This window comes from Hansschlegelia zhihuaiae, assembly GCF_004103825.1.
In the GTDB taxonomy this organism is placed as follows: domain Bacteria; phylum Pseudomonadota; class Alphaproteobacteria; order Rhizobiales; family Methylopilaceae; genus Methylopila; species Methylopila zhihuaiae.
Genome location: NZ_RYFI01000009.1, coordinates 69,480 through 81,442, shown reverse-complemented (window position 1 = coordinate 81,442; position 11,963 = coordinate 69,480). Strand labels below are relative to the sequence as shown.

At 66.7% G+C, this 11,963-nt stretch carries 12 protein-coding genes; 7 read left to right on the top strand and 5 right to left on the bottom strand.

The annotated features are described in order from the left end of the window. The 3 genes from EK403_RS23620 to EK403_RS10800 form a co-directional block, all read left to right on the top strand. The coding region (locus EK403_RS23620; RefSeq protein WP_280986654.1) for a 2Fe-2S iron-sulfur cluster-binding protein at positions 1-158 on the top strand (158 nt) is incomplete at its 5' end. Next, complete coding sequence (locus tag EK403_RS23730) at positions 155-1,144, top strand: FAD binding domain-containing protein (RefSeq protein WP_128777502.1); 990 nt, start codon at positions 155-157, stop codon at positions 1,142-1,144. The genes EK403_RS23620 and EK403_RS23730, both read left to right, overlap by 4 nt. Positions 1,145-1,155: 11 nt before the next feature. Continuing rightward, complete coding sequence (locus tag EK403_RS10800) at positions 1,156-3,270, top strand: xanthine dehydrogenase family protein molybdopterin-binding subunit (protein ID WP_128777501.1); 2,115 nt, start codon at positions 1,156-1,158, stop codon at positions 3,268-3,270. Between the two features lie 53 nt (positions 3,271-3,323). Here the strand turns inward: EK403_RS10800 and EK403_RS10795 are convergent, their stop codons facing one another. The 3 genes from EK403_RS10795 to EK403_RS10785 are packed head-to-tail and all read right to left on the bottom strand — an operon-like array spanning position 3,324 to position 6,174. Further along, positions 3,324-4,718, bottom strand: coding sequence for a hypothetical protein (locus EK403_RS10795; protein ID WP_128777500.1), 1,395 nt, complete (start codon positions 4,716-4,718; stop codon positions 3,324-3,326). After that, positions 4,705-5,259, bottom strand: coding sequence for a hypothetical protein (locus EK403_RS10790; RefSeq protein ID WP_128777499.1), 555 nt, complete (start codon positions 5,257-5,259; stop codon positions 4,705-4,707). Before EK403_RS10790 ends, EK403_RS10795 begins: the two co-directional genes overlap by 14 nt. Before the next feature lie 27 nt (positions 5,260-5,286). Continuing rightward, on the bottom strand, positions 5,287-6,174 hold the full coding sequence (locus tag EK403_RS10785; RefSeq protein ID WP_128777498.1) for a LysR substrate-binding domain-containing protein: 888 nt from the start codon (positions 6,172-6,174) through the stop codon (positions 5,287-5,289). 176 nt (positions 6,175-6,350) lie between these two features. Between EK403_RS10785 and EK403_RS10780 the strand changes: the two genes are divergently transcribed. Continuing rightward, on the top strand, positions 6,351-6,623 hold the full coding sequence (locus tag EK403_RS10780; RefSeq protein WP_128777497.1) for a DUF1127 domain-containing protein: 273 nt from the start codon (positions 6,351-6,353) through the stop codon (positions 6,621-6,623). Positions 6,624-6,780: 157 nt separating this feature from the next. Here EK403_RS10780 and EK403_RS10775 read toward each other — a convergent pair whose 3' ends face one another. Together EK403_RS10775 and EK403_RS10770 are read right to left on the bottom strand one after the other, a co-directional pair. Further along, a complete protein-coding gene (locus tag EK403_RS10775) occupies positions 6,781-7,611 on the bottom strand; it encodes a DUF937 domain-containing protein (protein ID WP_128777496.1) in 831 nt (276 codons plus the stop codon). Between the two features lie 72 nt (positions 7,612-7,683). Then, a complete protein-coding gene (locus EK403_RS10770; protein ID WP_128777495.1) occupies positions 7,684-9,510 on the bottom strand; it encodes a monovalent cation:proton antiporter-2 (CPA2) family protein in 1,827 nt (608 codons plus the stop codon). Positions 9,511-9,676: 166 nt separating this feature from the next. Between EK403_RS10770 and pabB the strand changes: the two genes are divergently transcribed. The 3 genes from pabB to EK403_RS10755 form a co-directional block, all read left to right on the top strand. Beyond that, a complete protein-coding gene (gene pabB, locus EK403_RS10765) occupies positions 9,677-11,110 on the top strand; it encodes an aminodeoxychorismate synthase component I (protein WP_128777494.1) in 1,434 nt (477 codons plus the stop codon). After that, a complete protein-coding gene (locus EK403_RS10760; protein WP_128777493.1) occupies positions 11,107-11,700 on the top strand; it encodes an anthranilate synthase component II in 594 nt (197 codons plus the stop codon). The genes pabB and EK403_RS10760 overlap by 4 nt, the downstream gene beginning before the upstream one ends. Continuing rightward, a partial coding sequence (locus EK403_RS10755) for an aminotransferase class IV (RefSeq protein ID WP_206659528.1) occupies positions 11,688-11,963 on the top strand: 276 nt, incomplete at its 3' end. The genes EK403_RS10760 and EK403_RS10755, both read left to right, overlap by 13 nt.

Sequence of the window (11,963 nt, the reverse complement as noted above, 5' to 3'; positions counted from 1 at the left end):
CGGGCGGGCGGAGCCATGTCAGCGAGGACCTGGAGGGGCGGGCGAAGCTCACCGACGCCGAGATCCGCGAGCGGATGAGCGGCAATCTCTGCCGCTGCGCCGCCTATCCCAACATCGTCGCGGCGATCCGCGACGTCCATTCGGGAGGCGTGCTGTGACCCCCTTCACCTATGAGCGCGCGGCCTCCCCGGAAGCGGCGGCCAAGGCGGTGGCCGAACGGCCCGACGCCAAGTTCGTCGCCGGCGGCACCAATCTCGTCGACCTCATGAAGCTCGGCGTGGAGAAGCCGACGCATCTCGTCGACGTCTCGCGGCTGAAGCTCGGCGGGATCGAGGAGACGCCCGAAGGCGGGCTGAAGATCGGGGCGCAGGTGAAGAACAGCGACCTCGCGGCGGACCCGATGGTCCGCAGGCGGTACCCGCTGCTGTCGCGCGCGCTCCTCGCCGGCGCCTCCGGCCAGCTCCGCAACGCCGCCTCGACCGGCGGCAACTTGCTGCAGCGCACCCGCTGCCCATACTTCTCCAACGTCGCCATGCCCTGCAACAAGCGCGCCCCGGGCTCCGGCTGCTCGGCGCTTGGCGGCTTCAACCGCAACCTCGCGGTGCTGGCCGCGAGCGAGGCCTGCATCGCCACTCACCCGTCCGACATGGCGGTGGCGATGGCGGCGCTCGACGCGCGCGTCCACACCGTGACCGGAGCGGGAGAGGCGAGGACGATCCCGCTCGCCGACTTCTACCGTGCGCCGGGCGAGGACCCCCGCAGGGAGACGACGCTCGGCCATGGCGAGTTGATCGCCGCCGTGACCCTGCCGCCGCCGCCCAAGGGCCGGCAGGTCTACCGCAAGGTCCGCGACCGCGCGTCCTACGCCTTCGCGCTGGTCTCGGTGGCGGCCGTGGTGGACGGGGAGGGCGGCGAGGTCCGTACGTCGCGGCTCGCGCTCGGCGGCGTCGCGCACAAGCCTTGGCGAGCGGTCGAGGCCGAAAAGGCGCTCACGGGCGCGCGCGCCGACGGCGAGGCCTTCGCCGAAGCCGCGGACGCCGCGATGAAGGATGCGCGCGGCTACGGCCACAACGACTTCAAGATCGAGCTCGCGAAGCGGACGATCCGGCGCACCCTCGCCGACGCCGCCGGGCGGGCCGCGTGAGGGAGGCCAGGATGGCAGTCTCAGCAAGCCCCATCGGCCAGCCGCTCGACCGCGTCGACGGCCGCCTCAAGGTCACGGGCCGCGCGCCTTACGCCTTCGAGCACCGCACGCCGCAGCCCGCGGCCTACGGCTTCATCCTCGGCGCCACGGTCGCCAAAGGCCGGATCACCACGATCGACTCCACGGCGGCCGAAAAGGCGCCGGGCGTGCTGCTGGTGATGACGCATCGGAACGCGCCGAAGCAGGCGCCGTTCGGGCCGCCCACGGTCCCGACCAACCGTTTCCAGCGGGCGCGGCCCTATCTCGCGGACGACCGCGTCCGCCATTGGGGCGAGCCGGTCGCCCTCGTCGTCGCCGAGACCTTCGAAGCGGCGCGTCATGCGGCGTCGCTGGTCGAGGTCTCCTATGCGGCCGAGGACAAGAAGATCGGCCTGCGCGAGCATCTCTCCGAGGCCTGGGCGCCGCCGAAGATCCAGGTCGGACTCAAGACCGACACCTCGATCGGCGACTTCGAGGCGGCCTTCGCTTCAGGAGAGGTCACGGTCGACGCCGAATATCACGTGGCCCAGCAGCACCACATGGCGCTCGAGCCGCACGCCTCGATCGCCTCCTGGGAGGGCGACGCGCTGACGCTCGTCACCGCCACGCAGGTCGTGTCGAGCGCCCGCGCCTGCGTGGCGGCGACGCTCGAGATGCCCAAGGAAAAGGTCCGGATCGTCTCGCCTTATGTCGGCGGTGGCTTCGGCGGCAAGCTCGGGGTGCGGGCCGACGCGCTGCTCTCGGCCTTCGCGGCGCGGGCGCTCGGGCGGCCCGTCAAGGTCGCGCAGACCCGCCAGCAGATCTTCTACGTCGCGGGCCACCGCGCGGAGTCGATCCAGCGGATCCGGCTTTCGGCGGGCAAGGACGGGCGGCTCACCGGCGTCAGCCACGACGTCGTCATGCAGAACTGCCCGACGGAGGACTACGCCGAGCAGACCGCGGCCCAGACCCGCTCGCTCTATGGCGCGCCCTCGATCCGCACGACCCACCGACTGGTCAATCTCGACATGCAGGGCGGCGAGCCGGTGCGCGCGCCGGGCGAGGCGCCGGGCATGCTGGCGCTTGAAAGCGCGATCGACGAGCTCGCGGTCAAGCTCGGCATGGATCCGGTGGAGCTCCGCATCCTGAACGATGTGCAGACCGATCCCGAGAAGAAGGTCCCGTTCTCCTCGCGGCGCTTCGTCGAATGCCTGCGCGAGGGCGCGCGGCGCTTCGGCTGGGCGGACCGGCCGATGCGTCCGCGCCAGCGCCGCGAGGGCTCGACGCTGATCGGCTACGGCGTCTCGGCGGCGATGCGGCCGAACTACATCAACGCCGCCACCGCCCACGCCTCCGTTTCGCCGGACCGGAAGGCCACGATCCGCATAGACATGACCGACATCGGAACGGGGACCTACACGATCCTGACCCAGGTCGCGGCCGAGACGCTCGGCCTGCCGACGAAGGACGTCACGGTCCTGCTCGGCGACAGCCTCTATCCGCAGAGCCCCGGCGCCGGCGGCTCCTGGGGCGCGGCGAGCTCCGCCACCGCGACGCTCGAGGCCTGCCGGGCCCTGAAGGCCAAGATGGACGCCGCCAACGAGCCGGTCGCGCTCGAGGCGACGGGCTCGGTCAAGGCCATGAAGGACAATCCCGACTACAAGAACTTCGCGCAATATTGCTTCGGGGCGCATTTCGCCGAGGTCGCGGTCGACGAGGACACCGGCGAGATCAGGCTCCGCCGCATGCTCGGCGTGTTCTCGGCGGGCCGCATCCTGAACGCGAAGACGGCGCGCAGCCAGCTGATCGGCGGCATGATCTGGGGCGTCTCCTCCGCGCTGTTCGAGGAGGCGGCGAACGACGCCCGCTTCGGCCATGTGGCGAATGGCGACCTCGCCGAATACCACGTCGCCGCCCATGCCGACGTGCCGAACGTCGACGCCGTGTTCCTCGACGACCGCGACGACAAGGCGAACCCGCTCGGCGCCAAGGGCATCGGCGAGCTCGGCATCTGCGGCGCCGGCGGCTCGATCGCGAACGCGGTGTTCAACGCCACGGGCGTCAGGGCGCGAACGTTCCCGATCACCCTGGACTCGGTAATAGCCTGAAGCTAACCAGCGAAACTACAAAAGTACATAGGCAGTTTCACATGCCCCGCCCTTTAAATTAGAGAGCCCTGAGCGGACTTTTTCCGCTCCGGTGAAGGGCCGATTTTAAAGACATTCTCCATTATATTTCGAGACCAGCTGTCAAGTTCTCTATAGTTATCTATTATTGTCTCTTCAGAAACAATTTCGGTTCCCGGAGTGCCTTTCTTTTCATAGCGAACAAACTCTTCATCATCTATCTGAAACTTCATGTAATCGAAATCTTTTTCGACGACGAATACGACCGCGAGGTGATTGTCTGATTTAGTGCCATCCCTTACCCACACACATAAGGGATTCGGTTCGTCACTGTCGACGTCTAATCCAATTTCCTCTTTAACCTCTCGATACAGGCACTGTTTAAGAACAGATAGTTCCGTCGGATTCTCGAATAAAGTCTTATCTTCTTCCCGTACATGCCCTCCAAAATATAGCAACACGCGATCGCGCTCAGGAGATAAAGAGGAAGTTGCTTTTAAAGCCTTTCTCCCCGCGAGAAAGCGCTTAGAATGCGTGTCTTTAACGACGGCTATCGGGATAAATTGTATAAGTGACTTATTATTCTCAACTCGATCTCTATAGTCGAAGTTCATGGAAGAAGAGATATGTTTTTTAATTTCAGAATATCTGAATATTGTATCATGAACGCTGCTAATAGCAGAGATGTCTACATAACCAATCTTTTCGTCAGCAACCTCGTTAAGCGTATCCAACACTTTCTTTGTTACGGAATAGCTTACTTCATTTTGATCTTGATTAGACGTATCATACCGATGAATTGCGCGGAAAATATTAGAGTACTTTTTAACAGCCTCCCTACATGCTTCTTTATAGCTCTCTAAGACGTTCTTTCGCATAATGCTTCCCTCTCGTCTGGTGAGAAGATTTCTGTACTCCCGATCTATCGATACTTCCGGGCTTGCCTCGAATAAAAGAACTAAATCGATCATCATTCTAAATCGAGGTGACGTAAAAAACCCTACGAAACAATTGTAATCATCGGCGCGAAGATAGCGATGGTTTCGTTGCCACTCGAACCAGCACAGAGAGTCAAAAAATCCACGATCTAGTATAATAATATCAACTGAACGAGCTTCTCGAGATATAAGCTCAGAAAGTTGATTTAACGACCCGCACCCTGTCCAAACGTTAAATAGTGGGTCGAATTTATTTTCTATTGGGCACACACTTGCACGTTCTGTTAATACAACCGTCCTAAACTTGTTTCTCCGAAGAAATATATCAAGTGAACTTATGCAGGATGTCTTTCCTGACTTTGGGGAGCCAGAAAACTCAATAACAATTGGGCGACGCGGGCGTAGGCGGCGCTTCTTCTCGAGAACCTCGCTTGCTAAGCGCTCAAGACCGGAAATCTGTCGCAGTATCTTCGCCTCGTTATTTCCTGCCATCTCCGCTCACAACATTTCGAAGCTGATCTAAACCTTGACCCTCAAGAATCGTAAGAACTCTACCGGCCAGAAAGCCGCTCAAAAAGCCTAAGGCCAAGGTTATGTACAGGAAGCCACTCGCCGGTGTTATCTCCTGCGATACGGACGCGGCGATACTCAGTCGCCACATTGCGTATATAACTAAAGAAAAAGCGGCCCCAAACGCCGGGCGAAAAATAAAAAATGCAATAGACCCAATTCGACGTAGTGAATCTTCGTCTAATAGGCGCATTTCAGATCGAGTTTTGAAGCTAAATGACTCATTTATGCATGCCCGATAAAGGCGCCGAGTATTAAATACGGCGGCACCGGCCGACGCCATGGAAAATGCTGCAATCAGAGCGTTAAATTCGAGGCTATCTGGAGTATGGGTGCGGGTAATGAATAAAATGGAAATTCCAGAACCAATGATAATAATAATTAGATAGTAAAAGAAAAGAAAAATGACGTCAGAATAACCTAATATGATCAACGTTCGATCTCGCTTCTCAACATCAGGCATGTCCCCTTCCTCCTTCGGATTTAAATCTCACTCCGCCGCCACGCCCTCCAGCCCCGCCGACATGTTGTCGAGGCTCGCCACGATGTGGTCGGCGAGGCCCTGCACCGTGTCGGTCACGGAGCTCGGGTTGCGGACCAGCGCGATCTTGCAGTTCGGCAGCGGCGGGAAGCCTTCCGTCGGGCCGAGCACCCGCATGCCCGCGCGGATCGCGCTCTCCGGCAGCACCGTGACCGCGAGCCCGGCCATGACGGCCGCGCCGACCGCCGCGAAGTTGCGGCTCGAATAGAGCACGCGATGCGGCCGGCCGAGCTGCTCGAGCTTGGCGATCGCGGCCTCCCGCCAGACGCAGGCCGGGTGGCTGAGCGCGAGCGGCAGCACCGTCTCCTCATGGGCGAGCGAGCGCTGCGACGTGACCCAGAGCAGCGGCTCCTGCCGGATCACCTCGCCGACCGGCTTGCGGCTCGCATGGGTGATGATCGCGAGGTCGATCTCGTCGCGGCCGACGAGTTCGGTCAGCAGGTAGCTCGGCTCGCACACCACCGTCACCTCGACCAGCGGGTTCGAGCGCGAGAAGCGCGCGAGGATCTCGGGAAGGTAGCGCTCGGCGTAGTCGTCCGGCAGGCCGAGCCTCACTCGGCCCTTCAGCGCGTCGTTCGAGAAGGCCGAGACCGCCTCGCGCGAGATGTGGACGATGCGCCGCGCATAGTCGAGCAGCCGGTCGCCGTCCTCGGTGAGCTTCGCGCCGCGGCCGTCGCGCGCGAAGATCGGCCGCCCGACCCGCTCCTCGAGCCGCTTCATCTGCATCGAGACCGCCGACTGCGTCTTGTGCACGACGTCGGCGGCGCGCGTGAAGGAGCCGGTGTCCACGATCGCGATGAAGGTTTTCAGCTGGTCAACGTCGAAAAGCACGGACATGGGCTTCTCCCGGGACGATGCATCACCTTGCGTGATGGGGGAGATTATAAACATTCGTTTCACTGATCAATGGCCGAGGCGTAATCAGGCTCCGCGAAGGCGGGCCGCAGCGGCCCGTCCCCTGACCGCCCCCGCCTCGGAGACGCGGGCGGCCGACCCGGACCCGGAGACGTCCCATGGCCATGATCACCGAACGCCTGCCCCAATCTCCAGCGACGGAAGGCTGGCGCGCGGCCGCCGCCGTGGCTGCGCGGCGCTTCAAGGCCTTCGGGGCCTCGCTGACGCGACGCAAGGCGATCCATGACCTCAGCCGTCTCGACGACCGGCTGCTGGCCGACATGGGGCTGACGCGCTCCGACCTTCAGGCGGCGTCTCGCTGGTCGCTCTGGGGCGACCCCACCGACCGGCTCGCCGAGGCAGCCGAGGAGCGCCGCGCCGCGCGGAAGTGAGCTCTTCTCCCTCCCCGCGGCAGCGGGGAGGGTGGCCTCTTGCGCAGCAGGAGGCCGGGCGAGTTCTTGATGGTAGAGCTCGGTCCGGAAGCGCGCCCCGCCCGACCCCCTTTGCGGGGCCACCCTCCCCTGTCCCAGGGGAGGGATAGAGGGCGCCTCACCCCTTCCGCTTCTTCTCCGCTGTGAAGAAGGCGTCGAAGATCCGGCTCATCGCTTCGGCGTTCTGAGCCGACAGCTCGCGGCCCGTGGCGACCAAATCGTCGAACGGGTCAGCGGGCTCCGCCGGCCGGGCCGCGTCCCCACCCCCGGCCGGCGGCTCCTCGCCCGAAGGGGGCTCCGGCTCGGGCTCGGGCTTGGCGGCCTCGACCCCGAAGACGCCCTTCATCCATTCGCCCATCATCTCGCCCAGCGGGTTCGAGGCGGCCTGTCCGCCGGCCTGGGGCTGCGCCTGCGAAAAGGCGTCGATCCAGGGCTGGAACGGATTCTGGGGCGCGTCCGGAGCCTTGTCGGCGCGTGAGAACATGTCGCCGAACACGCCGGGGAACGTCGCGCCGGACCCGCCGGCGGCCCCTTGCGCGGCCTTCATGAAGCCACCCATCAGGATGCTGGCGAGCACCGGCAGCACCTCGCGGATGATCTTCGCCTGGACCCCGGAGGCCGCGGACGCCTGCGCGGCGACGGCCCGTGAGACCTCCTTCGAGCCGAACAGCGCGTCGAGGGCGTTCTCGCCGGCGCCGCGGGTCGCCGGGTCGAGCGCCGCGGCCTGCATCTCGAAGGCGCGGGCGTAGGCCTCGGTCTGGAACAGGTCCGCGAAGCGGCGCGCCGCCTCGTCGTTCTGCGCCTGGCGCTGGAAGCCCTGCGCGAAGGCGGGCGTCAGAGCGGCCGTCATGGCGCGCAGCTGATCGGGCGTGACCCCATAGGCGCGGGCGAGGTTGTCGAAGGCCGCGCCGCCCTGCGCCTGGCGGAACAAGTCGAACATGTTGAGCATTGGGCGTCCTCGACGGGATGCGACGGGTCCCCGCAACCTAAAGCGCGAGGCCGCCCGCCGCCAGCGGGCGCGTCAGCCGGCCCTTGCGGGCGCGGGGGCGGCTTCCCCGTCGATCTTGCCGCCCTTGCGCTTGGGCATCGAGAGCGGCTCGGGGGTCGGCTGGTTGGTGTAGGAGAGATGGCGGCCGGCCGTGATGCCCTCGACCTTCTGGATTTCGAGCCGCTGCGCGTCGCGCCGCCGGACGTCGGCCTCGATCTCGGCCGCGCGCTCGGGGTCGACGCCGACGGCCTCCAGACCGAGCCGCCCGAGCAGCAGCGCGCTCTCGAAGGTCTCGCGCACCACCCGCTCGACGCCCGCGCCGTAGAGGTCGAGAGCATGGCCGCGGTCATAGGCCTTCACCACGAGCTCGGCGAGCGGGAAGCTTCTCTGAAGCATCTCGACGATGCGCTCCGTCACCTGCCGGTCGTCGATGCAGACCAGGATCGCGCGCGCCTCGCCCGCGCCCGCGGCCCTGAGCACGTCGAGCCGCCCGCCGTCGCCGTAATAGACCTTGAAGCCGAAGCGCGAGGCTTGCTCGACCCTCTGCGCATTGGCGTCGATCAGCGTGGTCTCGACGCCCTCGGCGAGCAGCAGCTGCGCCGCGATCTGGCCGACGCGGCCGAAGCCGATGATCATCACCTGACCCTTGGCGTCGGTGAAATCCTCCTCTGGCCCATCGCTCCGCGGCTCGGCGCGGTCGGCCGCCCATTCGGCGACGAGCGCGACGGCGGGCGAGGCCACCAGGCTGAGGGCCGCGGCGGCCGAAAGCAGGCCCGCGGCCTCCGCGGAGATCAGGCCGTTGGCCTGGGCGAGCGGGAACAGCACGAAGGCGAATTCGCCGGCGGCGGCGAGCAGGGCGCCGATCCTCAGCGCGTCGCCGCGCGTCGCGCCGAAGATCCGGGCGAGGCCGGCCGCGACCGCGATCTTGATCGTGAGGTAGAGCAGCACGCCGCCGGCCAGCAGCAGCGCGTTCGCGGCGATGACCTTCACGTCGATGGTCATGCCGATGCCCATGAAGAACAGCGCGATCAGCAGACCGCGGAACGGCTCGACGTCGGCTTCGAGCTCATGTCGGTAGGAGGAGCCAGCGAGCAGCACCCCGGCGAGGAAGGCGCCGAGCGCCATCGAGAGACCGGCTAGCGCGGCGACCTCGGCCGCGCCGAGCACGACGAGCAGCGCCGCCGCCGTCATGACCTCGCGGGCGCCGGCGCCCGCGAGCAGGCGGAACATCGGGTCGAGCAGATAGCGGCCCGCCACCACGATGCCGGCGAGCGCCGCGACCCCGGCCGCCGCGGAGCTCAGCGCCTCTCCCCAGTCGGCGGCGTGGCCCGCGCCGTCGCCCAGCATCGGCACGAGGGCGAGCGCCGGCACCACGGCGATGTCCTGGGCGAGCAGCACCGAAAAAGTCTTCTCGCCGTAGGAGCGGTTGAGGTGGCCTCGCTCCTCGAGAATCTGCAGCGCCATCGCGGTGCCCGAAAAGGCGAGCGACACGCCGACCGCGACGGCCGGCGCCGGATCCAGGCCGAAGCTCCAGCCGAGAGCCGAGAAGGCCAGCGCCGTGACGCCGATCTGCATGCCGCCGAGCCCAACCACCAGCCGCCGGAGCGCGATCAGCCGCTCGACGCGGAGCTCCAGCCCGATCAGGAACAGCAGCATCACCACGCCGATCTCAGCGACGTGCAGCACGCTCGCCGTGTCCCTGAACAGGCCGAGCGCGGCCGGGCCGATGACGACGCCGGCCGCCAGATAGCCGACCGCGACGCCGAGCCCCAGACGGCGCGCGAGCGGCCCCGCGGTCACGGCGGCCACCAGGAAGACGAGGGCGCCGATCAGCATCCCGGACGACGAGCCGTGGTCCATGCGGAAGTTTCCTTCGAGGGCGGAGATCGCATCTGGCCCGAGGCTGGAGGTCGGGGCAAGGGCCGCGCGCGCCCGCGGCTTTCGGCGCGCATGACGTTCGCGCGACGGCCGCTTATGTAAGCGTCGAGAGCCCCGGCCGCCCGCAGGGGCGCACGAAGCGCGCGCGATGCTGGTTCACGAACTGCCCAATGCCGACATTGCGGCGCTCGCCGAGCGCCTCGCCGGACTGCCCTATGTCGCGTTCCTCGACAGCGCGATGCCGCATTCCTCGCTCGGGCGGTTCTCCTATCTCGCGGCCGACCCCTACGATGTCCTCATGGTCGACGGCCAGGGGGCGACGCTCGGCGGCCGGCCGGTCGAGGGCGATCCGCTTGACGCGCTCGCCCGCGAGCTTGCCAGCGAGCGGGCGCCCGCGATCCCGGATCTGCCGCCCTTCCAGGGCGGTGCGATCGGCTATGTGGCCTATGACTATGGCCGCCGGTTCGAGAGGCTGCCCGCGCCGCGGGTCGATGATCTCGGCGTCCCGGACGCCGTGCTGCCGCTCTACGACTGGGTCGTCGCCTGCGACCATGCGGCCGGCAAGGCCTGGCTGATCTCGACCGGCGCGCCGGCGCCGGCAGGATCCGAGCGCGAGGCGCGCGCCAAAGCGAGGCTCGACACGGCGCTGGAGCTCCTTTCGAGGCCGGCGCCCGTCAGGCCGCAGGCCGCGCAGCCGCCGCTCGCCTTCCGCTCGAATTTTTCGCGGTCCGCTTATGTCGAGGCGATCGCCCGGACGGTCGAATACGTGCTCGCCGGCGACATCTTCCAGACCAACATCGCCCAGCGCTTCATCGCGGACCTGCCGCAGAGCTTCGACCCCTGGGCGTTCTACCTGCGCCTGAGAAGGCGCAACGCCGCGCCCTTCGCGGCCTATCTCGCCTTCGGCGACATGGTCGTGGCGTCGAGCTCGCCAGAGCGTTTCCTGCGCGTCGAGGGCGACCGCGTCGAGGCGCGGCCCATCAAGGGCACGTCGAAGCGCTGGGCCGACCCGCACGCCGACGGCGCCTCGTCCCGCGCTTTGCTCGACAGCGAGAAGGACCGCGCCGAGAACGTCATGATCGTCGACCTGCTCAGGAACGACCTGTCGCGGGTCTGCCGGCCCGGGTCGGTCGAGGTTCCGACGCTTTGCGGGCTCGAGACCTACGCCTCGGTGCACCACCTCGTCTCGGTCGTCACCGGCCGGCTGCGCGAGGAGGCGGGCGTCGCCGACCTGCTGCACGCGAGCTTCCCCGGCGGCTCGATCACCGGCGCGCCGAAGCTGCGCGCCATGGAGATCATCACGGAGCTCGAGGACTGCGCGCGCGGCGTCTATTGCGGCTCGATCGGCTGGTGGGGCTTTTCGGGCGACGCCGACTTCAACATCGCGATCCGCACCGCGACGCTCGCCAAGGGCCGCGCGCTGTTCCAGGCCGGCGGCGGCATCACGGCGCTGTCCGATCCGGCCGCCGAATATGACGAGACCCTCACCAAGGCGCGCGCGGTGTTCGAGGCCTTCGGCGGGACGCTGGTCGAGGACGACGAGGCAGACGCGCCGCGCGCCCGCGCCGGGGGATTGCGATGATCCTCGTCGTCGACAATTACGATAGCTTCGTCTTCAACGTCGCCCGCTATTTCGAGGAGCTCGGCCGCCATGCCGAGGTCGTGCGCAACGACGCCATCACGGTCGAGGCGATCGAGCGCGCGCGGCCCGAGGCCGTGGTGCTGTCGCCTGGACCCTGCACGCCGACCGAGGCCGGCGTCTCGCTCGACGTGGTGCGGCGGCTCTCGGGCAGGTTGCCGATCCTCGGGGTCTGCCTCGGCCATCAGGCGATCGGCGAGGCGTTCGGCGGCCGGGTCGTGCGGGCGCGCCGTCCGCTGCACGGCCGCGCCTCGCGTGTCGCGCATGACGACGCCGGCCTGTTCCAGGGGTTGCCCAATCCGCTTGCGGCCGGGCGCTACCATTCGCTGATCGTCGAGTTCGACGAGGGCTATGACGGGCCGCTGAAGGTCACGGGCCGTTCCGAGGAGGGCGAGGTCATGGCGCTCGAACACGCCGAGCATCCGACCTTCGGCGTGCAGTTTCACCCCGAATCGATCCTGACCGAGAGCGGCCACCGCCTGCTGCAGAATTTTTTGGCGGCCGCCGAACAGCGCCTCGCATGCTCCGCCTGAACGGCCGCGCGGTCGAGGGCGGTCTCGCGCCCTTCGACCTTTCCGACCGGGGCCTGACGCTCGGCGACGGTCTGTTCGAGACCATCGCGGTCTTCGGCGGCCGCCCCGCGCTGCTCCGCGCCCATCTCGATCGCCTCTGCGCCGCCGCCGCCGAGATCAGGCTGCCGGTGGACAGGGCGTTGTGCGAGGCCGAGATCCTGTGTCTGGCGGCCGAGGAGGTTGGCGACTGCATCGTCCGCCTGACCGTGACCCGCGGCGGCGGG

Excerpts from the sequence above, each read along its gene's own strand:
- EK403_RS10775 (WP_128777496.1), bottom strand. The coding sequence starts at position 7,611 with ATGCTCAACATGTTCGACTTGTTCCGCCAGGCGCAGGGCGGCGCGGCC.
- EK403_RS10785 (WP_128777498.1), bottom strand. The coding sequence starts at position 6,174 with ATGTCCGTGCTTTTCGACGTTGACCAGCTGAAAACCTTCATCGCGATC.
- EK403_RS10770 (WP_128777495.1), bottom strand. The coding sequence starts at position 9,510 with ATGGACCACGGCTCGTCGTCCGGGATGCTGATCGGCGCCCTCGTCTTC.
- EK403_RS10790 (WP_128777499.1), bottom strand. The coding sequence starts at position 5,259 with ATGCCTGATGTTGAGAAGCGAGATCGAACGTTGATCATATTAGGTTAT.
- EK403_RS10795 (WP_128777500.1), bottom strand. The coding sequence starts at position 4,718 with ATGGCAGGAAATAACGAGGCGAAGATACTGCGACAGATTTCCGGTCTT.
- EK403_RS10800 (WP_128777501.1), top strand. The coding sequence starts at position 1,156 with ATGGCAGTCTCAGCAAGCCCCATCGGCCAGCCGCTCGACCGCGTCGAC.
- EK403_RS10780 (WP_128777497.1), top strand. The coding sequence starts at position 6,351 with ATGGCCATGATCACCGAACGCCTGCCCCAATCTCCAGCGACGGAAGGC.
- EK403_RS10760 (WP_128777493.1), top strand. The coding sequence starts at position 11,107 with ATGATCCTCGTCGTCGACAATTACGATAGCTTCGTCTTCAACGTCGCC.
- pabB (WP_128777494.1), top strand. The coding sequence starts at position 9,677 with ATGCTGGTTCACGAACTGCCCAATGCCGACATTGCGGCGCTCGCCGAG.